The sequence below is a fragment of the Azospirillum baldaniorum genome, assembly GCF_003119195.2.
Classification (GTDB): domain Bacteria; phylum Pseudomonadota; class Alphaproteobacteria; order Azospirillales; family Azospirillaceae; genus Azospirillum; species Azospirillum baldaniorum.
On record NZ_CP022253.1, the window covers coordinates 1,909,626 to 1,936,029 of the forward strand.

Below are 26,404 nucleotides of genomic sequence, written 5' to 3' on the forward strand. Positions count from 1 at the left end.
ATCGTTCGACCCTCAGTCATCGGTGGACGCGGGAGGCCCGGCACGCCGCCTCGCGTCCGCGATCTTCAGGCCGATCTGCCAATAGTAGAAGGCCCGCGCCAGCGCATGCTGGAATCCCGGACCGCCGTCCAGGAACCCCAAACGCCAAACATACCCATACAGAAAGACCAGGAGCGGGCGGGCCGGCACCACGCCGAACCAAGCCTTCAGCCAACGACGCGCTCCGGATTCCCGCTGAATCAGGTCCGCCATCCGTCCATCCGACCGCAGCGCCGCCTCCCAATCGGCGTAACGGGCATGCCGGTCGAACCACGCCGCGATCGGCTTGTCGTCGGAATGGGTCAGGCTGTGGCGCAGCCGTCCGACGGTGCCGGCGATCACCGGCTGATAATGGCCCTCGACCTCCCACATGGTGGCGACGTCGAGGTCGGGAACGGTCGGGAAGTGCGCCTTCCGGCGGTCGAACAGCATGAGTTTCCGGTTGCGCGCGCCAAAGCGCAGGCGCCGGCCAAGAAACACCGGATGGCCGTCGACGAAGTAGCCGGAATGCCGCGGCCCCGCGGTCATCAGCGCCGTGATCTCCTCCACCAGCGCGCCGCCGAGCCGCTCGTCGGCATCGACGAACAGCACCCAGTCCTGGCGGAACGACAGTTGGTCCAGGCACCATTGCTTTTTCTTCGGATACCGCCCGTCCCACCGGAAGGGAACAACCCGTGCGCCCGCCGCCTCGGCGATGGCCGGCGTTCCGTCGGTGCTGCCGCTGTCCACGACGAAGCGCTCGGCGAAACTCCCCAATGCGGACAGACAGTGGGGAAGGTTGACCGCCTCGTTGCGGGTCATCACCACGACCGACACGGGGATCATGGAACCACCTCGCCCCCGGCCCGCCACAGGCGCCGCAGGCTGACGGCGACCGCCCCGGCCACCAGCCCCGCCAGCGCCGCCATGGGAACCACGCGCAGGGGATTCGGCCAATCCGGGCGCTGCGCCGCGGCCGGCGGTTCGATGGCGTCCGCCGCCAGCGGCAGATCGACCTCGATCATCATGGCGATCCGTTCCTGCTCCGACAGCAGGTCGGCAAGGGCCTGCCGGTGCTCCGCCACGGTGATCCCGGCCAGACGGGCACGCGCGTGGGCGATCTGGGCGGCGCTGCGCCGTGACGCCTCCGCCCGCAGATGGGCGTCGGTCGCCTGGGAGGCAGCGGACAGAATCCGCAACGCCATGGCGCGGTCGGCGTGGCGAAGACGCAGCCGCCGCATCGGCCCGCTGCCCACCATGTCGATGGTGAGCCGGTCCTGAAGGGCGCTCGCCACCCGCTCCGCGTCGGGCTCCACCCAGTCCGACCGGCCGACGAGCGCGAGGAACATCCGCTTGGCGGACGCCACGGGACCGGGCGCGGGGCGCCAGGCCTCCGCCTCCCCGTCCCAACGGTCGGGAAACAGACCACGCAGCAGCAGCGGATCCGCCATCATCCGCTCCGCCACCGGGATGGAGGTGAACAGTTGGAGGTAACGCGCGAAATCCGAGAGGATTTCGTCCCCCGGACCGGGTTCCGAGGCGGCGGCGGCGGTTTCCCGGCCGATCAGAACCGGCAACCGCGCGCCCATGGCCGCCGCACCGACGCGCGCGGTCGGCCCGATCACCATCACCGCGGTGTATTGCGGAACCACCAGCCGCAAGGCGGTCACGGACGCCACCACACCCAAAACCGTCCCAACGACCAGAATCGGCCAGCCCTCCCGCATCGTCCGCAGGAACCGCCGCAGCCGCAGTCCCGATTCCACCGCTTCGGCCTCCAACGGGGAGCGGCGCAGCGGCATTCCATCAGGCATGGGGCAGGCTCCGCCCGCGCAGAACGGACGCGCCGCGCAGCTTTGTCTGGCGCAGCGTCTCGGCCAACACCGCGAATCGCCGGGCCGCCGCCGTGGCGTCCCAGGCCGATGCGACGGTCAGCGCGCGTGCCCCGTGCGCCGCGCGCAGCAGCGGATCGCCGGCATAGCGGCGGATCGCGGCGGCCAGGCCCGCCACGTCGTCCGGCGCCAGCCTTTGCCCGCAGCCCTCCAGCATGGCCGCCGCATCGCTGCCCGCCGGCCCCAGAAACAGGCAAGGCCGGCCGGCCGCCAGCGCGCCGGCCACCTTGCTGGGCACCAGCAGCCCTTCGGCCCGCGGGTCCATGGTCGCCAGATGCAGATCGGCCGCGGACAGGCTTTCGGCCAGCCGGTCCGGCGGCTGGAGCGGGAGCAACCGGACGTTCGTCAGCCCGCGCCGTTCCACCGCCTCCGCCACGGCGGCCCGCCGCCGCCCCTCCCCGATCAACAGAATCGCAATGGCGGGATCGCTGCGCGCCAGCAGAGCCGCCGCGTCCAGCAGAGGATCCATCGGGTGGGCCAGCCCCATGTTTCCCGAATAGGCCACGGTGAAACGACCACCCAGATCATGCTCCCGCCGGAACGGGTTGTCCGCGCGGGGCACCGGCCGGATGCGCGGGTCGGGCCAGTTCGGCAGGACGGTGATCCGTTCCGCCGGCACCCCCGCCGCCGCCAGCCTTCCCGCCATGCAGCGCCCGATGGCGACCACCGCGTCGTGGCGGCGAAGCGCCCGAACACTCGCCCGCTCCGTCATCCGCATCAGCGGTTCCGGCAAGTGGATGCCGAGCACCGGCAACAGCGCCGGAAACACATCCTGGCTCCAATGAAGGGACGCCGCGCCGTGGCGGGCGGCGATCAGCGGACCTGCGCAGCCCAACAGCGGCGGATCGGTCATGGTCACCACCACGTCGTGCCGCGGCAGGCGCAACGCCCGCTGAATCAGCCGAAGCGCGCCGGCGAGATAACCGCGGGCGGTCAGCCGCGGGTCTCGGGGCACCGCCCGTTCATCACGCGGAGCATCCCCACCGGTGCGGCGGACCGAGACGCCCGGCGGCGCATCACTGGGTCCGCACCCGTCCGCGACGACGGTGACCCGCCAGCCCATTGCCGCCATCCGCCCCGCCAAGTCGGACACGCAACGCCCGGTCGCCCCCTTGTCCGGAGGAAACACACGGTTGACGAACAGGATGGACGGCGAATCCACGAAAGTGGGATCTCTATAATATTTTGACACGCATAAGTATGCATCTCCGTCAGCGCGGCGGCAACCACTTCCCGCGCTCCGCCGCCAGCACCGCCAAGGTGAGCAAAAGGCCGGTGTCGAGGTATTTGAAGCTGGTGTGCGCCCCAAGCGCCATCAGAAGCGGCGCCGATACCGCCCAGCCGAGCGCAGGATCGGAACGGAGGAGCGCCAGCACACGCGGAGCAATGCCGCCGAGATAGGCAATCAGGGCGCACAGGCCGATCACCCCGGTCTTGGCCAAGGCGTAGGTCACGAGCGTGTGGGTGTAGGACACGCGCCAGCCGCCCACCGCCGGATTGGCGAGGAGCGCCCCCCACCCCTGCCCGAACAGGAAGGCGGCCGGAGAGGACAGGGCCTGCCCGAGGGCGGCCTCCGCCTCTTCCCACCGGGTGTTGGCCCCGGCCAGCCGGGTTTTCTCCGCCGCCTGCCCCAAGGCGCCAAACAGCATCTCGGGAAACAGCGCCACCGACAGCAGCGCCGCCGTTCCTACGCCCAACGCGGCCAGAGGCGCCCACCGCAACCACCACGGCCCCAGAGCGAAGAAGGCCACGGCGGCAAGCCCAAGCGCCATGCGGTGCACCGCTCCGGCCAGCGCCACCAGACACAACAGGCCACCCAGAATCGACGCCACACCGGCGGCGCGCCGCAGCCATCCGCCCTGCGTCAGCATCCCGATTCCGAAGGCCGGCAGCGCAATCGCGGCGAACAGGACCGATGGCGCGTTCAGCAGATAAACGCCGCCATCCGCCATCGCCCGCACGCCGACGGCGCCGAAGCCCCAGTCCGCCTGCTTCCACCAACGCAACGCGAATCCCACACCGGCCACCGCAAGACCACCGGCCAGCAGGCCCACCGCCCGGTCGGGAGCGGCGCGCAGCATCGGCACCAGCAGCACCGGCAGGAACAGATAAAGAAGTGGCACCACGTCGCGCACCATGTCGCCCGGCGCCCAGTCCAGCCACACGCCGCGCATCAGCGGGCACCACAACAGCACCGCCAACGCCAGAGCCGCAGGCATCTCCCACTGCGGCGAACCACGCTCCAGCAACGTCTGGCCCGTCGCCACGCACAGGGGGCGCAGCAGCCCGACACCCAGCACCAGCAGCGCACCAATGGCCGCCTCCGCCGGGCGGATCTCTGCCGGTGCCGGCACGCTCAGCAGGCCGTAGAGGACGAGCGCCAGGAACAACCCGGCGGCACGCCACGAAGCCACATTCCTTCCGGCCACGCCTTTCCCGTCACCCGCCCGACTCGAACAGGTGCCAGAATTTCACGACTCATCGGAAAAAGGAACAACTGATCGGAACCGCAACGATCAGGCGTAGCGCAGCTCAGCCCGATCAAGGCGGTAGAACAACCCTTCCAGAGGGTTCAGCCGCAACGTGCCGGTCATCAGCACCGGCGCCTGCGACTCGCGGACAGGAATCTGGCTGTGGACGTGCAGCATGGTGGAAGGGCTGGGCCTGTGGCAGGCCGGGCAGAAGATGGGATTGGCGGCGAGGATGAAGCGGTTGTGGGACGACGCGTCGCTCAGCGGCACCATGAAGCCACGCACCGTCACCAGCTTTCCCTCCAGCGCCTTGACGCGGGTCGGAAAGACCGGATTGGCGGCTGGCCCCTCCATGCGGACCTGAACCAGATCCCGCCACAGGGCCGTGGTGTCGTCCAGCGGCAGATGGAACGGTCCGGCGGGGTGCGTGGGTTCGCTGGCGTTGGTCGCCCAGATCGCCCAGCCGGCCACCGGGGCCAGCGCGAGCGGCAACAGAAACTGTCGGCGCGACGTCATGGCTTCCTCCCCCTTGATCCTGCCCGTTCCGGTCGTTCGTTCGACCGTTCATTCGATCCCGTTCATTGGATCGTTGAAGGCATCCTGTGCGGCCTTGCCCCAGACCGTCGTGCTTGTGGCCGAATTGTTCCCGAGCCTCCGCCCAAGGTCAACAGGCGAGCGATAGGCCATACGTAAGATGCCGCCGCCCGGCGACTTCGGGCACCGCTTCGCCGACCTATGGGATTGACGCGGCCGCCGACCTATACTTTGTAAGAGCGGCAACCACCGATAAAAACCTTACGAGCGGGAATCAACGCGGCATGCAAAAAGGGTCAGCACCGAAGGACAAGCCGGCGCATCTCCGCCTGTCCGAAGACCAGACCACCGAACTGGCCGACATGTTCCGCCTGATGAGCGACCCCAGCCGGCTGCGCATCATCCTGGCCTGCCTGGACACCTCGACCTCGGTCGGCGACATGGCGGCGGCGCTGGGCCTGTCGCCGTCCCTGGTCAGCCATCACCTCCGCCTGCTGCGGGCGGGACGGCTGATCCAGGCGGAACGGCGCGGCAACCGTGTCTTCTACCTGATCACCGACGAGCACATCCGGCGCGTCCTGTCGGACATGGTCGACCATGTGGCCGAGGAAAGCGAAGGCGATCTGGAAGCGTGAGGTGGTTGCGGCGGCCCCGGCCGCCACAACCCGTTGAAGCCTTTATAACAAATACGCAATAGGATTTGACCGCCATGCCGGTTGCGCCGCATAGTTCCGATCATGCTGCGGCGCATCAAACCGTTGTTGCACGAATGGCTTGATGAATCGGGCCAGGAAACAAAGGGTGTTGGCATGGAGACGTTCCGCTTCCAGCCGGGGGAAACCCCCGTCCTGCTCAGCATCCCGCATGTCGGCACCGTCGTGCCGCCGGACATCGCGGCCACCATGACCGACTCCGCCCTGGCGATGCCGGACACCGACTGGCATCTCGACCGGCTCTATCACTTCGCCCCGGCGCTGGGCATCGGCTTCCTGAAGCCCATCCTCTCGCGCTACGTGATCGACCTCAACCGCGATCCCGACAGCGACCTTCCCATCCCCGGCGGCGCCAGCAGCACCGAACTCTGTCCCCTCACCACCTTCGATCACCAGCCGGTCTACCGCCCCGGACAGGAACCGGACGCGGTGGAGGTGCGGCGACGGATCGGCGCCTATTGGCGCCCCTATCACGAGCAGCTCAACGGCGAACTTCAGGCGCTGAAGGAACGCTTCGGCGTGGCGGTGCTGTTCGACGCCCATTCCATCCGATCGCGCGTGCCGCGCTTCTTCGACGGGCAGATTCAGGACTTCAGCCTGGGCACGGCGGAGGGGACTAGCGCCTCGCCGGCGCTGGTCGGCCGTGTGATGAACGTGCTCACCGCCACCGGACGTTTTTCCTCGGTGCAGAACGGGCGCTTCAAGGGCGGCTTCATCACCCGCCGCTACGGCAACCCCGCCGACAACATCCATTCGATCCAGCTCGAACTGTCGCAGCTCACCTACATGGACGAGGAGGCTCCCTTCGGCTTCCGCGAGGAGTCGGCGCGTCAGGTGCGTCCGACGCTGGAGCGGCTGCTGAGCCTCGTCGTCGAGTGGGCTTGGGAGAACGCCGCCGGCCGGCGGCGCAGCGCCTTCCTGTAACGCCCTGTCCGGCCCTCAGACCCAGACGCCCCGCACATAGGGGGTCAGCTGCGTGTCCTGCATGATGATGTGGTGGACCAGCCAGTTCGCGGTGAAGGTATAAATCCGCTCGGCGTTCTGATGCGTCGGGTCCCGCGTGAAGACCGCGGACAGTTCGCTCAGCGTCCGCACGGCCTCGTGATGCTGGCGGACGTGCTCCTCGAACTTCGGGTAATGCACGGCCTGCATGATCTTTTCTTCGCGGGCGAAATGCTGCTGGGTGTATTCCAGCAGTTTCATGAGGATCTTGGCGACGCGCACCGGCATGAAGCTGCGCGAATTCAGCGCGGCGTTCAGTTCGTTCAGATACTCGATCAGGTGCTTGTGATCTTCATCGATGGACGGCTGGCCGACGCTGAGCTGCCGCCTCCACGTAATGACACCCATGAACCCTCCGCACCCTGACTTCCGCGGCTACCGGGCCATTCCGCCGAAAGCCACCGCATTGAAGGGAAGCGCGCCGTAGCTTGCGCAACTGAAGATGAAGGTGCGCAACCCGTCAAGGAACCGTAAATACCGGACGCCGCGACCCTTGTTACCGCCGACTCCGCAACCGGCGGCCTTTGCCTGCATTATGGGCGCATTTTCTACAAAACGAACGCATACGATCGTCACATGGCATTTTGCCGCACCAAAACAAAGACGCGAAAAGGCAGGGGAAACGTCATGTTTCCGCCTGCCTTCGCATCGACTTTATGAAGATGAGGCGATGATCGGCCGCCCCAACTTACCTGTCAAACAACGTCCGATCAGCCGACGATCGAATAGCCGCAATCCACATAGGTGGTGCTGCCGGTGATGCCCTTGGCGCCGTCGGTCGCCAGGAAGGCGGTGGTGTAGCCGACCTCTTCGATGGTGACGAGGCGCTGCTCCGGCGCGCGTTCCGCGGCCTTCTCCATCAGCTCGTCGAAATGCGCGATGCCGGAGGCGGCGCGGGTCTTGATCGGGCCGGGGGAGATGGCATGGACGCGGATGCCCTTCGGGCCCAGCTCCGCCGCCAGATAGCGCACGCTGGCCTCCAGGGCGGCCTTGACAGGCCCCATGACGCCGTAATTGTCGATCACGCGGTTGGCGCCGAAATAAGACATGGTGAACAGCGAACCGCCGTCCTTCATCAGCGGCTCCGCGTAGCGGGCCATGCGGATGAAGGAGTGGCAGGACACGTCCATCGCCATCTGGAAGCCCTCGCGCGAGCAATCGACGACGCGGCCGTGCAGATCGTCCTTCGGGGCGAAGGCGATGGAATGCAGCGCGAAGTCCAGCTTGCCCCACTTCTGCTCGATCTTCTCGAAGATGGCCTTCAGCTCACCCTCGCCGGTGACGTCCACCGGTTCGAAGATCTCCGCTTCGAGCTGCTGGGCCAGCGGCTCGACGAAGCGCTTCGCCTTGTCGTTGAGGTAGCTGACCGCGAGATCCGCGCCCAGAGCGCGGAAGGCGCGGGCGCAGCCCCACGCGATCGACTGATCGTTGGCGATGCCGAGCACGAGGCCCTTCTTGCCTTCAAGAGTGGCGGCGGCGGGGATGATCGTGGTCATAGGCTGGCTTTCCCGGATTGCAAGGTGGCCGGATTCAGAGTGCGCCAGATCGGATCACTCGAATTGTGCAACGCACCATAATGCAATCGAAGGTCATAGGCAACTTGTTAAAGTCGCAATATATCCGACATTATCGCTTTGTTTATCCGTAACACAGCCTTCACACAGCGAAGACGCGAAGTCCGCGGCGGCAATCCATACCTCTTTCTTGCGTATTCATAACGAGGACCGCAACAAAAACAAAGGCCCCACCTTTCGGAGGGGCCTTTTCGTAGGACCGGCTTCTATGGAACCGGAGACGATCAAACGGCGCCGGGCGTGAATGACGGCGGATCGCTGGCCGGGAAGGATTCCATCGACGCCTCGTCCACCTTCTCCTTCTCGTCGGCGTCGTCGTAGATGTCGCCGGGATGACGCGAGTACCGATGGACGCCTTGATCCACATCCTCGGCGGGGGTGCCCGCCCCGTCGTGATGGCTGCCAAAATCCTCCATCATCGCCTTGGCCGGGCAATAGCCGGTCAGCCCACGGGCGACCAGGGCGCCGCCGGCCAGAGCCAGCGCCGCCCCACCGACGGTCGGACGGCGCAGCCCGAGCACGGCGAGAAGCCCACCGCCGACCAGAGACACCAGACGTTCGGTGTGCCCGACGTTGATCATGCGTTCGAGATCGTCCGGCAGGGCCGCGTCGCGGCTGCCCATGCCCTTTTGGCTCGTCATCGCCATCGCTGCTCTCCTCGATCTTTTTCTATAGTCACTGCTGCGGAGCGGGCGGCGTGGACCCGCCCTGCCCCTGCGCCGGCGCGGCGCCGGTTGAACCGGACGAGCCCGGCTGCGCCGTCCCATCGGGCTTGCGGGCCGTGTCGGCCAGAGTGCGGGCCTGCGACAGCTCGCGGTTCAGCCGGTCCACCTCCTGGGAGAGGCGCTGCACTTCCGACTGGAGCTGCGGCGATCCCGCGGCACCGCCCTCCGGCATACCAACCGCGGCGAGGGCCGCACCGTCGCGCATCCAATAGGGCTGGACTCCGTAATAGGTGTGCAGCGCCACCGCCCATTGCCGGTCCGACATGTCCGGACGGTTGGAACGGGTGAATTGCGGCGCCGCGGTCAGCCGGTCCTTGGTCACGTTCAGGACATAGCCGTCACCGGACTGCGCCGGCTGGATCAGTGCCCAGGGAACCGGGAAGTTGCGCTCACCAAGACCGAGGAACCCACCGGCTTCGACCACGGCGTAGGCGACGCGCCCGGTGTTCGGATCGACCACCAGTTCGGAAATGGAGCCCATCTCCTCGCCGCTGGCGTTGTGCAGCTTGGCCTTCGAAAGGTCGTCGGCGGCAACCACGCGCGGATGCTCGACCGAGCGCAGCAAGGCGTCGGCCTCGCCCAGGATGGTCTGGCAGGCCGGCTCGCCGCCCCGCTGCCCGGCGCGCTCGGCGGTCTGGCGCAGGGCGCGGAGCTGGCCGATCTCCTGCGGGCTGATGGAGGCGGGAGTCTGGTTGCCGGCGGCCTCCAGCGCGCCGATGCGCTGGCCCAGCCGGTTCACCCCCTCCGGGCAGGTCTCGGCGAATGCCGGCCAAGGCCCGAGCGCCCCCGCGATCATGGCGGCGCTGAGGAGCAGGCGTTTCATCGTGGGGGCCTCCGGCTTGGTTTCCGTGCGTGTGCGTCTCACGCGGGGAAAACAGCACGGCCAAGACGGAGGTTCCGCGAATGCTTCTTCTGCGAAGTGATCAGCCCGGAAGCGGCAACCCGCCCCGCTGAACGATGAAGGACTGGACCGCGTCCACCCCCTGCCCCGTCTTGATGTTGGTGAAGACGAAGGGCCGGTCGCCGCGCATCTTCTTGGCGTCGCGGTCCATCACCTCCAGACTGGCGCCGACTAGCGGGGCGAGGTCGATCTTGTTGATGACCAGCAGGTCCGACCGGGTGATGCCCGGCCCGCCCTTGCGCGGGATCTTGTCGCCCGCCGACACGTCGATGACGTAGATGGTCAGGTCGGCCAGTTCCGGCGAGAAGGTCGCCGCCAGATTGTCGCCGCCCGATTCCACGAAGATCAGGTCGAGGTTGGGGAACTTGCGGTTCATCTCGTCGACGGCGGCGAGGTTGATCGAGGCATCCTCGCGGATCGCCGTGTGCGGGCAGCCGCCGGTCTCCACCCCCATGATCCGGTCCGGCTTCAGCGCGCCGGAACGGGTGAGGAATTCGGCGTCCTCCTTGGTGTAGATGTCGTTGGTGATCGCCGCGACCTCCCAATCGTCGCGCATGCGCTTGCACAGCGCGTCGGTCAGCGCCGTCTTGCCGGAGCCGACCGGCCCGCCGATGCCCACGCGCAGGGGGCCACCATGGCTCTTGGAAATCGGGGCGGTCATGAGCGGAACAACCTCGTGTATTGGGTTTCGTGGATCATGGAGGTCCAATCGACGGCCATGGCGCGGCTGCCCAGATCGTCGAGCGGGGCGGCCAGCGCGGCCTCCGCCGCAGAGTGCACCACGGAATCGAGCGCCGCCAGGGCCTTCTGCCCGTCCGTCTGCCCCAGCGGCACCAGCCGCACCCCGGCGGAGACGAGGTTGGCGGCGAAAGCGTGCAGATAGGCCGACAGGGCGGGTCCCTCCGGCACGCCGATCAGCGCGGCGGCCAGCGCCACGGCGACGGCGTAGGCGACCGGGCGGCCGGTGTCGGCGATCACCCGGTCCCAGCGCTCCATCCCCTCCAGCGGCCAGGCGGCGCGCACGGCGATGAGGAAGGCCTGCCCCTGCGCGCGGCTCTCCAGCGCGGTTTCGGAGGAGGCGCGCATGGCGTCGGCGCGCTCGACCGCCCAGGCGAAACCAGTCTCGTCGCCCGCCAGCACGGCGCGGTGAGCGGCCACGAAGAGCATGCCGTCGGTCCGCCCGGCGCCGTGGCGCAGGATGCCGTCCATCCAGCGCGCCAGCGTGTCGCGGTCGCGGACGAGGCCCTGCTCCACCGCCGCCTCGATGCCGTGGCTGTAGGAGAAGCCGCCGACCGGGAAGGACGGCGACAGCCAGGCGAGGAGCTTGGTGAGGTGGGTGGCCGAGACGGGCCCCCACCCCCCCGCTTCGCGGGTCCCTCCCTCCCCCGCTGCGCAGGGGAGGGCCAAATCCCCTCCCTCGCGAAGCGGGGGAGGGTTGGGGAGGGGGCAAGCGCCCTCAGTCATGCGAATGCCCATGGGAATGGGAATGCCCATGGGAATGGGAGTGGCTGTGGGAATGCGAATGACCATGATCGTGGTCATGATCATGCCCATGGTCATGGCCGTGCCCGTGCGAATGCCCGTGCCCCTGCCCCGAGTAGGCCCCGCCCTCCGGCGCGAAGGGCGCGTGGATGGCCGCGACGCTGGCCCCCAGCCCTTTCAGCATGTCCTCGATCACATGGTCGCGGCGCAGGCGGATGGTCTCTCCGACAATCTGCACCGGCAGGTGGCGGTTGCCGAGGTGCCAGGCGATGCGCGCGAAGCCCTCTGTCCCGCCGCCGCAGCGCACCTCCATCAGGTCCTCGTCGGCGGCGACCACGCGCAGATAGGCGCCGTCGCCCAGTTCCAGCCCGTCGCCATGGTCGAGCGCGACCGCGCGCGGCAGGTCCAGCAGGAAGTCGGCCCCCGCATCGTCCGTCATCACCATGCGCCGCCGGTGGCGGTCGTCGAAGGCGAGGGTCACCGTGCCGGCCTCGCGCTCGGCCGGCCAATGGCCGCGGGCGTGGACTCGGGTGGCGCGGCGGAGCGTGTCGGTCATGGAGAAAGCCGTTCGAAGGGTGTGGGCCGGCCGAAGAAACGTCCCGCGAGGGCGCCGACCGGTTCCGCCGCTCCCGTGGTGAAGAAACGAAGGGCGCCCGGCGCCTCGCCAGCGGACGGGGCGTATTCGGGGTGGCGCTCCAGGTAATTGTCCAGCGACCGGGCGACCAAGCTGGGCTGGCACAGCACCTCCACCCCCGGCGGCAGCGCCTCCGCGAACAGATGCGCCACCAGCGGGTAATGGGTGCAGCCGAGCACCGCCGCGTCCAGCGGGCGTCCATCCAACTGCGCCAGCAGCGCCCGCACATAGCCGCGCACCGCCGGAGCCAGTTCTTCGTCCCCCGCCCCGCGCTCGATCAGCGGGACGAGGTCCGGGCAGGCCTGCTGCACCACCCGCACGTCGGGCGCCCGCTTGCCGATCTCGCGCGGGAAGGAACCCGACGCGACGGTGGCCGGGGTGGCGAAGACGCCGACCGTCCGCGGCTCCGGACGCCAGTCGGCGGCGGGGCCGTCCTGCATCCAGGGCACGCGGGTGATCGCCTCGACCATCGGCACCAGGACGCCCAGCACGTTGCGGCCGGGATGGGCCACCGGCAGCCACGTCCGCTGCATCCGCCGCAGGGCCACCGCCGCCGCGGTGTTGCAGGCCAGGACGACCAGCCCGCAACCCTGGGCGAACAGCCGCTCCACCCCCTGGACCGTCAGGCGGTAGATGTCCTCCTCGCTGCGCGGACCATAGGGAGCGGCGGCATGGTCGCCGAGATAGACGAAGGGACGCCCGGGAGCGGCGGCCACCAGCGCGCGCAGCACCGTCAGACCGCCATGCCCGGAATCGAAGACACCAATCACGAACCCCTCACCCCACACTCAGAACAGGAAGTACCGCTGCGCCATGGGCAGCACGTCCGCCGGCTCGCAGGTCAGGAGCTGGCCGTCGGCGCGCACCTCGTAGGTTTCCGGATCGACCTCGATGTGGGGTGTGGAATCGTTGTGGATCATCTGCTTCTTGCCGATGGCCCGCACCCCCGTCACCGCGACCAGTTCGCGCCGCAGGCCGAGCGAGCGCAGCGCCTCGTTCTCCAGCGACAGCTTGCTGACAAAGGTCAGGGAACTGGCCTGCATCGCGCGTCCGTAGGCGCCGAACATCGGGCGGTAATGCACCGGCTGCGGCGTCGGGATGGAGGCGTTGGGGTCGCCCATCAGCGCCGCCGCGATGGTCCCGGCCTTCAGCACCATGTCCGGCTTCACGCCGAAGAAGGCCGGCGACCAGACCACCAGATCGGCCAGCTTGCCCACCTCGACCGAGCCGACGACATGGGCGATGCCGTGCGACAGCGCCGGGTTGATCGTGTATTTGGCGACGTAGCGCTTGACGCGGAAGTTGTCGTTCTCGCCCAGCTCCTCGGCCAGACGCCCGCGCTGCACCTTCATCTTGTGCGCGGTCTGCCAGGTGCGGATGATGACCTCGCCGACCCGGCCCATGGCTTGGCTGTCCGAACTCAGCATCGAGAAGACGCCGAGGTCGTGCAGGATGTCCTCCGCCGCGATGGTCTCGCGCCGGATGCGGCTTTCGGCGAAGGCCACGTCCTCCGGGATGCGGGGCGACAGGTGGTGGCAGACCATGAGCATGTCGAGATGCTCGTCCACCGTGTTCACCGTGAACGGCCGCGTCGGGTTGGTGGAGCTGGGCAGCACGTTGGGCAGGCCCGCCACCTTGATGATGTCCGGCGCGTGGCCGCCGCCCGCCCCCTCGGTGTGGAAGGCGTGGATGTTGCGGCCCTTGAAGGCGGCGATGGTGTTCTCCACGAAGCCCGACTCGTTCAGCGTGTCGGTGTGGATGGCCACCTGGATGTCCGTCTCCTCCGCCACCGTCAGGCAGGTGTCGATGGCCGCCGGGGTGGTGCCCCAGTCCTCGTGCAGCTTCATGCCGCAGGCGCCGGCGGCGATCTGCTCCAACAGCGCGTCGGGACGGCTGGCATTGCCCTTGCCGAAGAAGCCCAGGTTGATCGGCAGCCCCTCCGCCGCCTGGAGCATCCGGGCCATGTGCCACGGCCCCGGCGTGCAGGTGGTGGCCGACGTGCCGGCCGCCGGGCCGGTGCCGCCGCCCAGCATGGTGGTGACGCCGCTGTTCAGCGCCTCATCCACCTGCTGCGGGCAGATGAAGTGGATGTGGGCGTCGATGCCGCCGGCGGTGACGATCTTGCCCTCACCCGCGATGACCTCGGTCCCCGGCCCGACGACGATGGTCACGCCCGGCTGGACGTCCGGGTTGCCGGCCTTGCCGATGCCGGCGATGCGCCCGCCGACGATGCCGATGTCGGCCTTGACGATGCCCCAGTGGTCGATGATCAGCGCGTTGGTGATGACGGTGTCCACCGCGCCGCCCTGGCGCGAGGTCTGGGCCTGCCCCATGCCGTCGCGGATCACCTTGCCGCCGCCGAACTTGACCTCCTCGCCATAGACGGTGTGGTCCTTCTCGACCTCGACGATCAGGTCGGTGTCGGCCAGCCGGACACGGTCGCCCACGGTGGGGCCGTAGAGAGCCGCGTATTCGGCCCGGTCGATGCGATGCGCCATTGTCTGATGCCCTCCGCTGGCGCCCTTCACAGGCTGCCGTTGACCTTGCCGTTGAAGCCGATGACCACGCGGTTGCCGGCGTAGGCGACCAGCCGCACGCGGCGCGTCTGCCCCGGCTCGAAACGCACCGCTGTCCCGGCGGGGATGTCCAGCCGGAAGCCGCGCGCCGTCTCGCGGTCGAAGGTCAGCGCCCCGTTCGTTTCAGCGAAGTGATAGTGCGAGCCGACCTGGATCGGGCGGTCGCCGGCGTTGGCGACGTCCAACTCCACCGTGTCGCGGCCGGCGTTGAGTTCGATCTCGCCCGCGGCGGGGATGATTTCACCGGGTTTCATCGGGGCTCCCCTTAGCGAATCGGCTGGTGGACGGTGACGAGCTTGGTGCCGTCGGGGAAGGTGGCCTCGACCTGGATCTCGTGGATCATCTCCGGGATGCCATCCATCACCTGATCGCGGGTGATCACCGTCGCGCCGTCGCGCATCAGCTCGGCCACGGTGCGTCCGTCGCGCGCGCCCTCCACCACGTAATCGGTGATGAGGGCCACCGCCTCGGGATGGTTCAGCTTCACGCCACGCTCCAGCCGGCGGCGCGCCACCATGGCGGCCATGGCCACGAGAAGCTTGTCCTTCTCGCGCGGTGTCAGGTTCATGGGGCTGTCTCTCCGCCTTCCCATTGGGTTGGCGGGATTATGCCACGTTGCTGCGGTGCGCCAATCCCGTTTTGACGGGTGCGCGGCGCTTTCGCGCCGGTCAGACCTCCCACAAACGCGGCAGCCGGGTTGGCAGACCCGCCGCCGCGGAGCGAAGATGCGACCACAGCGCCGCGTAGGCGCGGCGCACCGCCAACGCCTCGCCGCCCAGGATGCGGACGACCAGCAGCCCGTCGAAGGCGGTCGCGCCGACCCGCACGCCTTCCAACTCCTCCGCTGCCTCGCGCAACGCGTCCCGCCGGGTCGCGGCGTCGGGGGCGGCGTAAAGCAACGTGGCACAGGCCCCGGCCCCGCCGAAGCCCGCCGGGTGGGCCAGCGTCTCGGCGAGGTCGCCGTCCATGTGCAGGGCGTCGGCCCAGGCGAGGCGGCCATCGCGCACCACCTCCCAGGCGTCGCGGACGAGGCCGCGGGTGACCGTCTCGCCGAAGGCGGCGCGTCCGAAGACCAGCATCTCGCCGGCGATCAGGCGGGCATCGCCCTCCAGCTCCAGCCGGGTCAGGCGGCGCAGGCGGGAGCCCTCGAAGACGATGGCCTCCTGCGGCATCCATTCCAGCCAGCCGCCGGCCTCCACGGTCACGCGGGTGTCGATGCGGCAGTCCGGCCCGGCGGAGCGGTAGACCTTCTCCGCCGCCTGCGTCGTCACCAGCGCCGCCGCCCCCGGCCCCGCCGACAGGGCAACGTCCAGCCGGTCGCCGCCGACCAGCCCGCCGGAGGTGGTGACCAGAACCGCGATGGGCAGGTCCCCCGCCCGCGGGTCGGGCAGCAGCACCCGCAGCGGGTCGTGGTGGTAGAGCGTGGCGAGGCGCGTGGCCCCATGGCGATGCTCGAACCGCACCGTCGCCGCGCCGTGGACGGCGACCTTCTTCATCAACGCGTCAGCCACCAGCGGAACCCATCCCTGCTTTCAACTTCTGGGCCTTTACATCCTCAACCGCCAGCAGCACGCGCTCCGGCGTCGCGGGCGCGTCGAGGCGCACGGGCAGCCGGTGGCCGCCCACCGCCGCGACGGCGTCGGGCAGCCGGTGGCCGCCCACCGCCGCGACGGCGTCCTTCAGCGCCAGCCACGCCGAGATGCCGAGCATCAGCGGCGGCTCCCCGATTGCCTTGGAGCGGAACACCGTGTCCTCCCGGTTGGGGCGGTCGGTGTAGAGCGCCACCCGGAAATCCTCCGGCAGCGAGCGCGAGGTCGGAACCTTGTAGGTGCTGGGCGCGTGGGTGCGCAAGCGTCCCTCGCCGTCCCACCACAGCTCCTCCGACGTGACCCAACCCAGCCCCTGGACGAAGGCGCCCTCCACCTGCCCAAGGTCGATGGCGGGGTTGATGCTGCCGGAGCAGTCGTGCAGCACGTCGGCGCGGGGGAATCTGTACTCGCCGGTCAACGTGTCGATCAGCGCCTCGGTCACCGCGACGCCGCAGGAGAAGTAGAAGAAGGGCCGCCCCTCGCACTTCTCGCGGTCCCACCAGATCTTCGGCGTGGCGTAATGGCCGGTGGAGGACAGCGACACCCGGTTCAGATAGGCGAGCTTCGCCACCTCCGCGAAGGTCATGGCGTGGTTGCCGGCGAAGACGGCGTTGTCGCGGAACTCCACCTTGTCCGGCGTGGTGTGGCAGTGCTCGGCGAGGAACGCCACCAGCCGGTCGCGGATGGTCCCCACGGCGATGCGCACCGCCATGCCGTTCAGGTCGGTGCCGGCCGACGCCGCGGTGGGCGGGGCGTTCGGCACCTTGTCGGTGGCGCTGGCGGTGACCCGCACCCGCTCCACGTCGATCTGGAACTCCTGGGCGGCGATCTGGGCCATCTTGGTGTGGATACCCTGCCCCATCTCCGTCCCGCCGTGGTTCACCTGGATGGAGCCGTCGGTGTAGACATGAACCAGCGCCGCCGCCTGGTTCAGGTGCTTGACGGTGAAGGAGATGCCGAACTTCACCGGAGTCACCGCCAGCCCCTTCTTCAGCACCGGGCTGCGGGCGTTGAAGGCGTCGATCTCCTCGCGGCGGCGGCGGTAATCGCCGTCCCGCTCGATCCGGTCCATCAGTTCGGCCAGGATCTCCGGCTCCTCGACCGGCATGCCGTAATGGGTGGTGTCGCGGCCCGGCCCGCCGTAGAGGTTGGCGCGGCGCACGTCGAGCGGGTCCTTGCCCAAGCTGCGGGCGATCTCGTCGACCACATGCTCGATGGCGATGACGCCCTGCGGCCCGCCGAAGCCGCGGAAGGCGGTGTTGGACACCGTGTTCGTCTTGCAGCGGTGCCCGGTCACCCGCGCCGCCGGCAGGTAATAGGCGTTGTCGGCGTGGAACATGGCGCGGTCGACCACGCCGTTCGACAGGTCCAGCGACATGCCGCAGCGTCCGGCGAGGTCCATCTCCAAACCCAGGATGCGCCCTTCGCCGTCGAAGCCGACGTCGTAGCGCACGAAGAAGTCGTGGCGCTTGCCGGTCATCAGCATGTCGTCGTCGCGGTCCAGGCGGAACTTCACGGGACGCTTCGTCGCGTTGGCCAGCAGGCCGGCAATGGCGGCGATCTGCGCCGGCTGGCTCTCCTTGCCGCCGAAGCCGCCGCCCATGCGCCGGCACTCCACGGCGATGCCGTGCATCGGCCGCCCCAAAACCTGGGCGACGGCGTGCTGGACCTCCGACGGGTGCTGGGTCGAGGAATGGACCAGCAGGTCGCCGTCCTCCTTGGGGATGGCGTAGGCGATGTGGCCTTCCAGATAGAAATGGTCCTGCCCGCCGACCTCCAACGTGCCGGTCAGCCGGTGCAGCGCCCCGGCGACCTCCGCCGCCGCGTTGCCGCGCCGGAAGGTCAGCGGCGGGGAGACGAAGCTGCCCTTTTCCAGCGCCGCCTCGGCGGTCAGCACCGCCGGCAGGTCCTCGTAATGGATCTCCACCAGCCGGGCGGCGGCGCGGGCCTGCAACAGCGTCTCCGCCGCCACGGCAACCACCGCCTGCCCGGCATATTCGACCAGCTCGTCGGCCAGCACGGGATCGCCGCGCTGGATGGTGCCGATGTCGCCGTCCCCCGGAACGTCGGCGTAGGTGAGGACCGCGTGGACGCCCGGTGCCTGCTTCGCCCGCGACAGGTCCATGCCCAGGATGCGCGCGTGCGCCCGCTCCGACAGCCGCACCGCGACGTGCAGCGTGCCGGGCAGCTCCGGGATGTCGTCGGTGTAGGCCGCGGCGCCCATCACATGCTTGCGGGCGCTTTCATGCTCGATGCCCCGGTGGACGCCGCCGCGGATCGGTTGGATGGTGCCGCCGTCAGCCATGCACGGCCTCCAGGGAGGGCAACTCGGCCCCGGTCGTGTGAAGAAGGAAGCGCATCAGCAGGTTCTTCGCCACCAGCGCCCGGTAGCGGTCGCTGGCTCGCATGTCGGTCATCGGGCGGAAGTCGCGGTCGAGCGCCGACAGGGCCGCCGCCACGGCGTCCGCCGTCCAGGGTTGCCCGGCCATCGCCGCCTCCAGCGCCGGAGCGCGGGCCGGGGTCGCCGCCATGCCGCCGTAGCCGGCGCGCAGCTCGGCCACCCGCCCCTCCCCATCCAACGTCAGCAGGAAGGCGGCGCAGACGGCGGAGATGTCCTGGTCCCGCCGCTTGGACACCTTCCAGGTGGCGAAGCGCTGGCCGTCGCGCGGCAGGGGGATGCGGATGCGCTCGACCAACTCGCCCGGCTTCAGATCGTTCTTGCGGTAGCCGTGGTAGAAGCCGTCCAGAGGCAGCTCCCGCCGCACCCCGCCCCGGTTCAGCACCAGCGAGGTGCCGAGCGCCAGCAGGGCCGGCATGCTGTCCCCGATGGGCGAGCCGTTGGCGACGTTGCCGCCCAGCGTGCCGGAATTGCGCACCTGCGCCGCGCCGATGCGGGTGACCAGGGCGGCCAGTTCGGGCAGGCGGCGCTCAAGGACCGGGAGCAGGTCGGTGTAGGTCACCGCCGCACCGATCTCCAGCGCATCGGTCCCCTCGTCGATCCGGTGGAGTTCCCGCACCTGGGCGAGATGGATCAGCGTGGGCAGGCTGCGCCCCTGCTTGGTCACCCACAGCCCGACGTCGGTCGCTCCGGCCACCAGCGTGGCGTTCGGATGAGCGGCGCACAGGGTGGCCAACTCATCGACGCTCCGCGGCGCGTGGAAGCTGGCGGCGCCGTGGGTCACGGTCAGAGGCCCATCGTGCTGGATGGAGCGCAGCAGAGTGGCGATGCCCTCCTCCGCCCGGTCGAAGCGGTCGTCGGTCCGTTCCGCCGCCATGGTCCGGGCGGCGTCAAGGATCGGGCGGTAGCCGGTGCAGCGGCACAGGTTGCCGGCCAGCGCGTCGTGGATCGCCCCGTCGGTCAGGCCGCCGGACGCGACGCGCCCGTCATGATGGAGCGCGAACAGCGCCATCACGAAACCAGGGGTGCAGAAGCCGCATTGCGAGGCGTGCTTGTCCACCATCGCCGCCTGGACGGGGTGCAGCTGCCCGTCCTCGCCGGCCAGATCCTCGACGGTCAGCAGCAGCTTGCCGTCGATCATCGGCAGGAAGAGGATGCAGGCGTTGACGGCGCGGTACCGGACGCGCCCGTCCGCGGCAAGATCGCCCAGCACCACCGTGCAGGCGCCGCAATCCCCCTCGGCGCAGCCCTCCTTGGAACCGGGGCGCCCGTTGGCGCGCAGCCAGTTCAGCACCGTGGTGGTGGGTTCAGAGTCCCGCACCTCCACCACCCGTCCGCCGAGCACGAAACGCACAGAGCCCGTCATTGTCCCTCCTGTCGGGCGTTTCCGTCATAGTGCCGGAAAGTCTCCGCAGGCCGCAATGGCGGGCCGGCCGTCTAGCCATAAAGGCATGGTCCGGATGGATAAACCGCTCCGAAAGGCGTCAGGCGTCCTCGGGGAAGCAGCCGCTGCGGGCGGCCACGACGGCGACCTGGGTGCGGTTGCGCACGCCCAGCTTCTGCATGATGGCCCGCACATGGACCTTCACGGTGCCCTCCAGCACGCCCAGCTCCCGCGCGATCTCCTTGTTGGAGTGACCGGCCAGCAGAAGCTGGAACACGTCGCGCTGCCGGTCGGTCAGACGGTCGAGGATTTGGCCCGAGGGGCGCGCGGCCTCCGCCGCGACGTTGCCGGACAGGACGGCGCGCGGCAGCGGCAGGAAGGTCTCCCCGGTCAGCGCCAGGGAGATCGCGTGCTCCAGCACCGCCGTCGAGCTGGTCTTCAGGATGTAGCCCCTGGCCCCCAGCCGCACGCTGTCCACGATGTCCGCCACCTCGTCCGACCCGGAGATGACCAGAAGCGGACGGTTTCCCAGCACCTCGACCATGCGGCGCACCCCGTCGCGCCCGCTGCGGTCGCCCAGGTTGAGGTCGAACAGGACCAGCGTCAGATCCGGCGTGCGGTCGGCGATGGCCATCGCCTCGTCCAGCGAGCCAGCCTCCAGCACCTGCGCGTCCGGGTGGATCTCCCCCACCGAGAGGGCGAAGCCGTGCCGGACCAGGGGGTGATCGTCCACCACCAGAAACTTCTGTGCCCTGCCGGCCACCGACCGCTCCTTGCCGCGCGTCTGCAGCTGAACTTCCATTGCTTTGCTACCCCATCAAGCCGCCGAAAGCCGACTTGGAAAAACAAAAACGCCCAACCCAGCTCGGCTTTCTGTCCAGCGGAAAAGTATAAAGATACCTCTTTTGGACTTTGCAGGAGCAGTGCTGTGCGAATTCCAGTCTTTTTGAAGCCATTTATGATTCATTCGTATCGAGCTTCTTCCAAGCATCTTGCACCGCTCCCTGACCATCCGTATAAATCATCGGGACAACCAGCGTAAAGCACGCTTTTTCGATACAATAAAGGCGGCTTTTTTCCCTTTTCCCAGGCGAAACGGACAACGATTGGCGTTGTGCGCTGCTCGTCACGGGTGGCGTCACGGAGGAGTTTCGATGAGAACCTGGAACGTCATGCTCGTGGACCATGATCGGCTGTTTTCGGCGGCGCTGGGAACGCTCATCAGCGGCGGCCCCTTCCGCGTCTGCCACCACGCCACGACGGTGGAGGATGCCGAGGCGGCCATCGCGCAGGGCGTGCAACCCGACCTGATCGTGGTGGCCCTGGGGGACGCGACGAACGACGAGGCCGGCGGGGTGAAGCGCCTGCGCGCCGCCACCAGCGCCCGCATCGCCGTGCTGGCCGACGCCATCGCCGACCGCACGCTGTCGCTGTCGCTGAAGGCCGGCGCCGACGCCTATCTGAACAAGTCGATGTCGAGCGAGTCCCTGCTGCGCGCCCTGCAGCTGGTCATGCTGGGCGAGGTGGTCTATCCCACTCATGTCGCCAGCCTGCTGATCGCCAACGCCAACAGCGAGCGTCCGCAGCCGGAGCGCGCCCAGCCCGCCAACAACGAGCTGTCGAAGCGCGAGATCCAGATCCTGCGCTGCCTGCTCGCCGGGCAGTCGAACAAGGCCATCGCGCGCAACCTGCACATCACGGAATCGACCGTGAAGATGCATTTCAAGAACGTGATGCGGAAGATCAACGCCCAGAACCGCACGCAGGCCGCGGTGTGGGCGATCCAGAACGGACTGTCGCCGCTGGCGCCCGTCTAGAGAATTTGTCCCCTCTCCCAGCGCAGGGGAGAGGGGACGGTGCACGATCATTCCGCCGCGTGGCGGTGGGTGCCGTGGCGGCCTTCGGCGAACTCCTCCACCATCTTGCGGCAGAAGGCCGGCAGATCGTCCGGCTTGCGCGAAGTCACCAGCCCCTGATCGGTGACCACCTCGCTGTCCTCCCAATTCGCCCCGGCGTTGCCAAGATCGGCCTTCAGCGACGGCCATGAGGTCATGCGCTTGCCCTTGGCGCCACCCGCATCGATCAGCGTCCAGGGGCCGTGACAAATCGCGGCGATGGGCTTGCCCGACTGGACGAAGCTGCGCACGAAATCGATGGCCTTGGGCTCCAGCCGCAGCGCGTCGGGGTTGATGACGCCGCCCGGCAGAACCAGCGCGTCGAAGCTGCCGGGGTCCGCCTGATCGAGCGTGACGTCCACATCCACCCGGTCGGCCTTGTCGTGATGGTTCCAGCCCTGGATCTGCCCGCCCTGAGGCGCCACGATCCGCACATCCGCCCCTTCGTTGCGCAGCGCCTTCACCGGTTCGGTCAATTCGACCTGCTCGAAGCCGTCGGTCGCCAGAACCGCGACGGTCTTCTTCTCAAGTTTTCCTGCCATGGAATCACCTCCTCGGTTGGCCTGTCCGCTCAGCAACCGGCGTACCTCTGGGGAGTTCCCTCCGGAACCGTCACGCACCCCCCATGTTCCCTTTGACGGACCGCGCGTCACAATCGGGAGCACAGACCCATGCGTTACAGCGGCACTTCGGCGGGCATCCTCGCCGCGTTCGCCATCGCCACGTCCCTGACTTTGGGCGTTCCTCAACCTGTCCAGGCTCAACCTTCCCAGGCTCAACCTTCTCAGTCCGCCGAAACGGTGCGGACCGCGGAAGCGTCCTACCCCCGCCTCTACCAGGGCTGGCGGGCCGGCGTGATCGTCGGGACGGATGTCGAGGGGCTCCTCGGCGAGGAGCTTGGGCAGGTGGTGGATCTCGTCGTCGGCCCGGACGGACGGCTGGAAAGCGCGGTGATCGAGGCGAGCGGCATGCTCGACGTCGGCGAGGCGCGCTTCACCGTGCCCTGGCACCAGTTGATGCCCGGATCGGTGGACGGCGTCCTGGCCTATCCGGTCACCGGCCCCGACACGCTGGATATGATCCGCCGCCAGCAGCAGGCGGCCAGCCGTCCCGGCGACTGGCGCGTCTCAGCCCTGATCGGCCAGCCGGCCAACACCGCGGGCGGTGCGATGGAGGCCGGCTTCTTCGGCACCGTGGAGGATCTGGTGTTCGACCGCAACGGCGCGCTCAAGGCCCTTGTGGTGACGCCCGAACCGGAGGGTGAAGGCCCCTACGCCGTCGCCTGGAAAGCGGCGGCGCTGGAGCCGGGCCTGACCTCCGTCACATTGCAGGCGACGCCGGATCAGGTGAAGGCGCTCGGCTCCTTCGACGCGGCGCGCATGAAGGAGTTCAACACCGCGCGCCTGAACCAGGGTGCGCAGGCGCGTCGGGAATAGGCCCCGGCAGAAACAGGCCTCTTCGGGAATAGCCCCGTCAGGCCGCCGGGCGGGCCACGCCGCCGACCGTCGGGCGGCTGGCCGCGGCGGCGGAACGGCCGTAGCGGGCCACCGTCAGCCCGTCCATGTCGATCTCCGTCTGGCGCCCGCCGACCACGTCGGCGACCACCCGGCCCGAGCCGGCGGCCATCGTCCAGCCGAGCGTGCCGTGGCCGGTGTTGAGGAACAGGTTGCGCACCGGGGTCGGCCCGACGATGGGGGTGCCGTCCGGCGTGTTCGGGCGCAGGCCGGTCCAGAACTCCGCCTTCGACAGGTCGCCGCCCGTGGGGAAGAGGTCGCTCACCACATGGTCGAGCGGACCGCGGCGTCCCGGACGCAGCGTCAGGTCGAAACCGGTCAGCTCCGCCGTGCCGCCGACGCGGATGCGGTCGCCCAGGCGGGTCACCGCGATCTTGTGCGTCTCGTCCATCACCGTGGATTCCGGAGCGCCCGCCGCGTCGACGATGGGCAGCGTCAGCGAGTAGCCCTTCACCGGATAGACCGGCAGGTCGAGCCCGAACGGCTTCACCAGCGTCGGGGAGTAGCTGCCCATGGCGACGACGTAGGAGTCGGCGGTCAGCGTGCCGGCGTCGGTGACCACGCCGGTGACCCGGCGCCCGTCGCTCTCCAGCTTGCGGATTCCGGTGTTGTAGCGGAACTCCACCCCCAGCTCCGTCGCCATCGCGGCCAGCGCGTTGGTGAAGCGGAAGCAGTCGCCCGTCTCGTCACCGGGCAGCAGCAGGCCGCCGACGATCTTCTCTTTGACCAGCCGCAGCGCCGGCTCGACCGCCGCGCAGCCCTCCACATCCAGCAGGCTGTAGGGCACCTTGAAGCGGTCCAGCACAGCCATGTCGGTGGCGGCGGCGTCCACCTGCTTCTGGGTGCGGAAGACCTGGAGCGTGCCCTTTGCGCGCTCGTCGTAACGGATGCCGGTCTCGTCGCGCAGGACGCGCAGGCAGTCGCGGCTGTATTCGGCCAGCCGGACCATGCGGCCCTTGTTGATCTCGTAGGAACGCTCGTTGGCGTTGGCCAGCAGCTTCAGGCACCAGGACCACATGGCCGGGTCCATCTTCGGCCGGATCACCAGCGGGGAATGCTTCATCAGCATCCACTTCACCGCCTTCGCCATCAGACCCGGCGCCGCCCAGGGAGCGGAGTAGCCCGGCGACACCTCGCCCGCGTTGGCATAGCTGGTCTCCAGCGCCGGGCCGGGCTGCCGATCCACCACCGTGACCTCGTGCCCGGCCTTCGCCAGGAAATAGGCGGTGGAAACGCCGATGACGCCGCTGCCGAGGACGATGACGCGCATGTGAAGGCTCCCGAGATCACGGATTTGTTCGCATCCCATTCGCAAACGCGATGCCAAGTGCCGGAAGCCGCGGAAACATTGGGGAGGACGGCTGGGCGCCGGACGAAGCTGTACAAAAATCGTTACACATTGCCCGAGACGCGCTACCCGGACCCTGAATAAACACACTTAGAACAATGAATTGATCAACCCGTACAAAAAACGTTACGGCGTACACAGATGTTTACGGATGCGCCCATCGTGGTACACTCCCTCCTCCATCGGGGAGAGCCATGCGCATCGACGTCCTGTTCGCCGACCGGGTCGGCATCGCCCATGAGATCCTGGCCGTGCTCGCCAAGCGGCGCCTAAACGTCGTGGCGGTGGAAGTGGACCCGCCGCACATCCACATCGACGCGCCGGAACTGGACGTGCCGGGCTTCGGCGCGCTCGACGCCGCGCTGCGCGCCGTGCCGGGGGTGGAGTCCGTCACCCCCATCGACATCCTGCCCGGCACGCGGCGACGGCTGCATCTGGACGCGCTGCTGGCCGCCCTGCCCGACCCGGTTCTGGCGGTGGACCGCGCGTGCCGCATCGTGGTGGCCAACACCGCCGCCGCGACGGTCGCCGGGCGCAGCGAGGCCGCCCTGACCGGCGCCGACTTCGGGCGGCTGTTCGGTGACGCCGAGCTGTCCGACCTGCTGGTGGACAACGGCTTCCGCCTCGCCGCCGGGCAGGAGGTCACGCTGAACGGCCAGCCCTTTCTGCTGGACGCCACCCCCATCGTGGAGGACGGGCGCGCTGCCGGCGGGGTGGTCACCCTGTTCGCGCCGAGCCGGCTGGGCGAGCGGCTGAACGCGCTGCAGAACTTCGACGAGGGCGGCTTCGACCGCATCCTCGGCGAGTCCGCTCCGGTCCGCTCGCTGAAGGCACGGGCGGCGCGGGTCGCGGCGGTGGACGCGCCGCTGCTGATCCTGGGCGAGACGGGCACCGGCAAGGAGCTGATCGCCCACGCCTGCCACCGCGCCAGCCCGCGCCGCGACAAGCCCTTCCTGGCGCTGAACTGCGCCGCCGTTCCGGAGAGTCTGGCCGAGAGCGAGCTGTTCGGCTACGCCCCCGGCTCCTTCACCGGGGCGCAGCGCGGCGGCAAGCCCGGCCTGCTGGAACTGGCGCACGGCGGCACCGTCTTCCTCGACGAGATCGGGGAAATGTCGCCCTACCTCCAGGCCAAGCTGCTGCGCTTCCTGAACGACGGGCGCTTCCGCCGCGTCGGCGGCGACCGCGAGCAGACGGTGGACGTGCGGGTGGTCAGCGCCACCCACCGCGACCTCGACGCCATGGTCGCCGAGCACAGCTTCCGCGAGGACCTGTTTTACCGGCTGAACGTGCTGTCGCTCCAAGTCCCGGCACTGCGCGAGCGCGGCGACGACATCCTTCTGCTCGCCCGGCACTTCATCGCCCGCGCCTGCGCCCAGGCCCGCCGCCCGCCCTGCCGGCTGACCGTGGCGGCCAGCGCCGCCCTGCTCGCCAACCCCTGGCCGGGCAACGTCCGCCAGCTGGAAAACGTCATCTTCCGCGCCGTGACGATGAGCGACGGCGCCTATCTCGACGCCGCCGACTTGGAACTGGCCGGAGCGCGCATGGAGGCCGAAACCGGCGGCGAGCCCGCCGAGCCGTCCAGTTGGGACGAGGCGGCGGCGGCGTTCGAGCGCGGCCTGCTCCGCCGCCTCTACCCGCGCTACCCGTCGAGCCGCAAACTGGCCGCCCGCCTCCACACCTCGCACACCATGATCGCGAACAAGCTGCGGAAATACGGGATACCGGACGGGACGTGAGCGCCGCGCCGGATGCGG

General features: G+C 69.0%; 27 protein-coding genes. 5 read left to right on the forward strand and 22 right to left on the reverse strand.

Translation table 11 applies throughout. The features are described 5' to 3' along the window. Positions 1-12 precede the first annotated feature (12 nt). The 5 genes from Sp245p_RS09035 to Sp245p_RS09055 all read right to left on the reverse strand — a co-directional run bounded on the left by Sp245p_RS09035 (position 13) and on the right by Sp245p_RS09055 (position 4,897). Positions 13-864, reverse strand: coding sequence for a glycosyltransferase family 2 protein (locus tag Sp245p_RS09035; protein ID WP_014240328.1), 852 nt, complete (start codon positions 862-864; stop codon positions 13-15). Further along, positions 861-1,832 (reverse strand): hypothetical protein, encoded by a 972-nt coding sequence (locus Sp245p_RS09040; protein WP_109138466.1) that lies wholly within the window; start codon positions 1,830-1,832, stop codon positions 861-863. Before Sp245p_RS09040 ends, Sp245p_RS09035 begins: the two co-directional genes overlap by 4 nt. Then, positions 1,825-3,072, reverse strand: a complete 1,248-nt coding sequence (locus tag Sp245p_RS09045; RefSeq protein WP_244439281.1) for a glycosyltransferase family 4 protein — start codon at positions 3,070-3,072, stop codon at positions 1,825-1,827. Before Sp245p_RS09045 ends, Sp245p_RS09040 begins: the two co-directional genes overlap by 8 nt. A gap of 49 nt (positions 3,073-3,121) precedes the next feature. Beyond that, a complete protein-coding gene (locus Sp245p_RS09050) occupies positions 3,122-4,324 on the reverse strand; it encodes a membrane protein (protein ID WP_014240325.1) in 1,203 nt (400 codons plus the stop codon). 102 nt (positions 4,325-4,426) lie between these two features. Beyond that, a complete protein-coding gene (locus tag Sp245p_RS09055; protein ID WP_014240324.1) occupies positions 4,427-4,897 on the reverse strand; it encodes a DUF3299 domain-containing protein in 471 nt (156 codons plus the stop codon). A 302-nt stretch (positions 4,898-5,199) separates the two neighbouring features. Here Sp245p_RS09055 and Sp245p_RS09060 point away from each other — a divergent pair, with 302 nt between their 5' ends. Both Sp245p_RS09060 and hutG read left to right on the forward strand, forming a co-directional pair. Beyond that, complete coding sequence (locus tag Sp245p_RS09060) at positions 5,200-5,550, forward strand: ArsR/SmtB family transcription factor (protein ID WP_014240322.1); 351 nt, start codon at positions 5,200-5,202, stop codon at positions 5,548-5,550. A 174-nt stretch (positions 5,551-5,724) separates the two neighbouring features. Further along, positions 5,725-6,552, forward strand: coding sequence for an N-formylglutamate deformylase (hutG, locus tag Sp245p_RS09065; protein WP_014240321.1), 828 nt, complete (start codon positions 5,725-5,727; stop codon positions 6,550-6,552). A 15-nt stretch (positions 6,553-6,567) separates the two neighbouring features. Here the strand turns inward: hutG and Sp245p_RS09070 are convergent, their stop codons facing one another. The 15 genes from Sp245p_RS09070 to Sp245p_RS09140 all read right to left on the reverse strand — a co-directional run bounded on the left by Sp245p_RS09070 (position 6,568) and on the right by Sp245p_RS09140 (position 20,695). Next, entirely contained in the window at positions 6,568-6,978 is a 411-nt protein-coding gene (locus Sp245p_RS09070; RefSeq protein ID WP_014240320.1) for a bacteriohemerythrin, read from the reverse strand. A gap of 362 nt (positions 6,979-7,340) precedes the next feature. After that, positions 7,341-8,126, reverse strand: coding sequence for an enoyl-ACP reductase FabI (gene fabI, locus Sp245p_RS09075; protein WP_014240318.1), 786 nt, complete (start codon positions 8,124-8,126; stop codon positions 7,341-7,343). 302 nt (positions 8,127-8,428) lie between these two features. After that, on the reverse strand, positions 8,429-8,851 hold the full coding sequence (locus Sp245p_RS09080; protein ID WP_014240316.1) for a YgaP-like transmembrane domain: 423 nt from the start codon (positions 8,849-8,851) through the stop codon (positions 8,429-8,431). Positions 8,852-8,879: 28 nt separating this feature from the next. Next, positions 8,880-9,752: a PRC-barrel domain-containing protein gene (locus Sp245p_RS09085; protein WP_014240315.1), complete on the reverse strand. Its 873-nt coding sequence runs from the start codon at positions 9,750-9,752 to the stop codon at positions 8,880-8,882. 100 nt (positions 9,753-9,852) lie between these two features. Next, positions 9,853-10,491, reverse strand: a complete 639-nt coding sequence (gene ureG, locus Sp245p_RS09090) for an urease accessory protein UreG (RefSeq protein ID WP_014240314.1) — start codon at positions 10,489-10,491, stop codon at positions 9,853-9,855. Then, on the reverse strand, positions 10,488-11,237 hold the full coding sequence (locus Sp245p_RS09095; RefSeq protein ID WP_041811036.1) for an urease accessory protein UreF: 750 nt from the start codon (positions 11,235-11,237) through the stop codon (positions 10,488-10,490). Before Sp245p_RS09095 ends, ureG begins: the two co-directional genes overlap by 4 nt. A gap of 49 nt (positions 11,238-11,286) precedes the next feature. Then, the gene (locus Sp245p_RS09100) at positions 11,287-11,868 is read right to left on the reverse strand and encodes an urease accessory protein UreE (protein ID WP_014240312.1); all 582 of its coding nucleotides are present in this window, start codon (positions 11,866-11,868) and stop codon (positions 11,287-11,289) included. Next, entirely contained in the window at positions 11,865-12,716 is an 852-nt protein-coding gene (murI, locus tag Sp245p_RS09105) for a glutamate racemase (RefSeq protein ID WP_014240311.1), read from the reverse strand. Before murI ends, Sp245p_RS09100 begins: the two co-directional genes overlap by 4 nt. 18 nt (positions 12,717-12,734) lie before the next feature. Beyond that, a complete protein-coding gene (gene ureC, locus Sp245p_RS09110; protein WP_014240310.1) occupies positions 12,735-14,444 on the reverse strand; it encodes an urease subunit alpha in 1,710 nt (569 codons plus the stop codon). Between the two features lie 26 nt (positions 14,445-14,470). Next, positions 14,471-14,776 (reverse strand): urease subunit beta, encoded by a 306-nt coding sequence (locus Sp245p_RS09115; protein WP_014240309.1) that lies wholly within the window; start codon positions 14,774-14,776, stop codon positions 14,471-14,473. A gap of 11 nt (positions 14,777-14,787) precedes the next feature. Continuing rightward, complete coding sequence (locus Sp245p_RS09120; RefSeq protein WP_014240308.1) at positions 14,788-15,090, reverse strand: urease subunit gamma; 303 nt, start codon at positions 15,088-15,090, stop codon at positions 14,788-14,790. Between the two features lie 100 nt (positions 15,091-15,190). Continuing rightward, entirely contained in the window at positions 15,191-16,033 is an 843-nt protein-coding gene (locus Sp245p_RS09125) for an urease accessory protein UreD (protein ID WP_244439280.1), read from the reverse strand. After that, complete coding sequence (xdhB, locus tag Sp245p_RS09130; protein WP_109138468.1) at positions 16,026-18,416, reverse strand: xanthine dehydrogenase molybdopterin binding subunit; 2,391 nt, start codon at positions 18,414-18,416, stop codon at positions 16,026-16,028. The genes Sp245p_RS09125 and xdhB overlap by 8 nt, the downstream gene beginning before the upstream one ends. Further along, positions 18,409-19,875 (reverse strand): xanthine dehydrogenase small subunit, encoded by a 1,467-nt coding sequence (gene xdhA / locus Sp245p_RS09135; protein ID WP_014240305.1) that lies wholly within the window; start codon positions 19,873-19,875, stop codon positions 18,409-18,411. The genes xdhB and xdhA overlap by 8 nt, the downstream gene beginning before the upstream one ends. 118 nt (positions 19,876-19,993) lie before the next feature. Next, positions 19,994-20,695 carry a LuxR C-terminal-related transcriptional regulator gene (locus Sp245p_RS09140; RefSeq protein WP_014240304.1) on the reverse strand — a complete coding sequence of 234 codons (702 nt, stop codon included), beginning with the start codon at positions 20,693-20,695 and terminating at the stop codon, positions 19,994-19,996. Positions 20,696-21,047: 352 nt separating this feature from the next. Between Sp245p_RS09140 and Sp245p_RS09145 the strand changes: the two genes are divergently transcribed. Next, on the forward strand, positions 21,048-21,710 hold the full coding sequence (locus tag Sp245p_RS09145; RefSeq protein WP_014240303.1) for a LuxR C-terminal-related transcriptional regulator: 663 nt from the start codon (positions 21,048-21,050) through the stop codon (positions 21,708-21,710). Between the two features lie 47 nt (positions 21,711-21,757). Here the strand turns inward: Sp245p_RS09145 and Sp245p_RS09150 are convergent, their stop codons facing one another. Continuing rightward, the gene (locus Sp245p_RS09150) at positions 21,758-22,330 is read right to left on the reverse strand and encodes a type 1 glutamine amidotransferase domain-containing protein (RefSeq protein WP_014240302.1); all 573 of its coding nucleotides are present in this window, start codon (positions 22,328-22,330) and stop codon (positions 21,758-21,760) included. Between the two features lie 129 nt (positions 22,331-22,459). On the opposite strand from Sp245p_RS09150, the gene Sp245p_RS09155 reads away from it, so the two are divergent. Then, on the forward strand, positions 22,460-23,224 hold the full coding sequence (locus tag Sp245p_RS09155) for a PRC-barrel domain-containing protein (RefSeq protein ID WP_014240301.1): 765 nt from the start codon (positions 22,460-22,462) through the stop codon (positions 23,222-23,224). Positions 23,225-23,261: 37 nt separating this feature from the next. Here Sp245p_RS09155 and Sp245p_RS09160 read toward each other — a convergent pair whose 3' ends face one another. Then, complete coding sequence (locus Sp245p_RS09160; protein ID WP_109138469.1) at positions 23,262-24,611, reverse strand: D-amino acid dehydrogenase; 1,350 nt, start codon at positions 24,609-24,611, stop codon at positions 23,262-23,264. Between the two features lie 233 nt (positions 24,612-24,844). On the opposite strand from Sp245p_RS09160, the gene Sp245p_RS09165 reads away from it, so the two are divergent. Then, a complete protein-coding gene (locus Sp245p_RS09165) occupies positions 24,845-26,386 on the forward strand; it encodes a sigma-54-dependent transcriptional regulator (RefSeq protein WP_109138470.1) in 1,542 nt (513 codons plus the stop codon). The last annotated feature ends 18 nt before the right edge of the window (positions 26,387-26,404 follow it).

Excerpts from the sequence above, each read along its gene's own strand:
- Sp245p_RS09035 (WP_014240328.1), bottom strand. The coding sequence starts at position 864 with ATGATCCCCGTGTCGGTCGTGGTGATGACCCGCAACGAGGCGGTCAAC.
- Sp245p_RS09040 (WP_109138466.1), bottom strand. The coding sequence starts at position 1,832 with ATGCCTGATGGAATGCCGCTGCGCCGCTCCCCGTTGGAGGCCGAAGCG.
- Sp245p_RS09055 (WP_014240324.1), bottom strand. The coding sequence starts at position 4,897 with ATGACGTCGCGCCGACAGTTTCTGTTGCCGCTCGCGCTGGCCCCGGTG.
- Sp245p_RS09060 (WP_014240322.1), top strand. The coding sequence starts at position 5,200 with ATGCAAAAAGGGTCAGCACCGAAGGACAAGCCGGCGCATCTCCGCCTG.
- hutG (WP_014240321.1), top strand. The coding sequence starts at position 5,725 with ATGGAGACGTTCCGCTTCCAGCCGGGGGAAACCCCCGTCCTGCTCAGC.
- Sp245p_RS09070 (WP_014240320.1), bottom strand. The coding sequence starts at position 6,978 with ATGGGTGTCATTACGTGGAGGCGGCAGCTCAGCGTCGGCCAGCCGTCC.
- fabI (WP_014240318.1), bottom strand. The coding sequence starts at position 8,126 with ATGACCACGATCATCCCCGCCGCCGCCACTCTTGAAGGCAAGAAGGGC.
- Sp245p_RS09080 (WP_014240316.1), bottom strand. The coding sequence starts at position 8,851 with ATGGCGATGACGAGCCAAAAGGGCATGGGCAGCCGCGACGCGGCCCTG.
- Sp245p_RS09085 (WP_014240315.1), bottom strand. The coding sequence starts at position 9,752 with ATGAAACGCCTGCTCCTCAGCGCCGCCATGATCGCGGGGGCGCTCGGG.
- ureG (WP_014240314.1), bottom strand. The coding sequence starts at position 10,491 with ATGACCGCCCCGATTTCCAAGAGCCATGGTGGCCCCCTGCGCGTGGGC.
- Sp245p_RS09100 (WP_014240312.1), bottom strand. The coding sequence starts at position 11,868 with ATGACCGACACGCTCCGCCGCGCCACCCGAGTCCACGCCCGCGGCCAT.
- ureC (WP_014240310.1), bottom strand. The coding sequence starts at position 14,444 with ATGGCGCATCGCATCGACCGGGCCGAATACGCGGCTCTCTACGGCCCC.
- Sp245p_RS09115 (WP_014240309.1), bottom strand. The coding sequence starts at position 14,776 with ATGAAACCCGGTGAAATCATCCCCGCCGCGGGCGAGATCGAACTCAAC.
- Sp245p_RS09120 (WP_014240308.1), bottom strand. The coding sequence starts at position 15,090 with ATGAACCTGACACCGCGCGAGAAGGACAAGCTTCTCGTGGCCATGGCC.
- xdhB (WP_109138468.1), bottom strand. The coding sequence starts at position 18,416 with ATGGCTGACGGCGGCACCATCCAACCGATCCGCGGCGGCGTCCACCGG.
- xdhA (WP_014240305.1), bottom strand. The coding sequence starts at position 19,875 with ATGACGGGCTCTGTGCGTTTCGTGCTCGGCGGACGGGTGGTGGAGGTG.
- Sp245p_RS09140 (WP_014240304.1), bottom strand. The coding sequence starts at position 20,695 with ATGGAAGTTCAGCTGCAGACGCGCGGCAAGGAGCGGTCGGTGGCCGGC.
- Sp245p_RS09145 (WP_014240303.1), top strand. The coding sequence starts at position 21,048 with ATGAGAACCTGGAACGTCATGCTCGTGGACCATGATCGGCTGTTTTCG.
- Sp245p_RS09150 (WP_014240302.1), bottom strand. The coding sequence starts at position 22,330 with ATGGCAGGAAAACTTGAGAAGAAGACCGTCGCGGTTCTGGCGACCGAC.
- Sp245p_RS09155 (WP_014240301.1), top strand. The coding sequence starts at position 22,460 with ATGCGTTACAGCGGCACTTCGGCGGGCATCCTCGCCGCGTTCGCCATC.
- Sp245p_RS09160 (WP_109138469.1), bottom strand. The coding sequence starts at position 24,611 with ATGGGATGCGAACAAATCCGTGATCTCGGGAGCCTTCACATGCGCGTC.
- Sp245p_RS09165 (WP_109138470.1), top strand. The coding sequence starts at position 24,845 with ATGCGCATCGACGTCCTGTTCGCCGACCGGGTCGGCATCGCCCATGAG.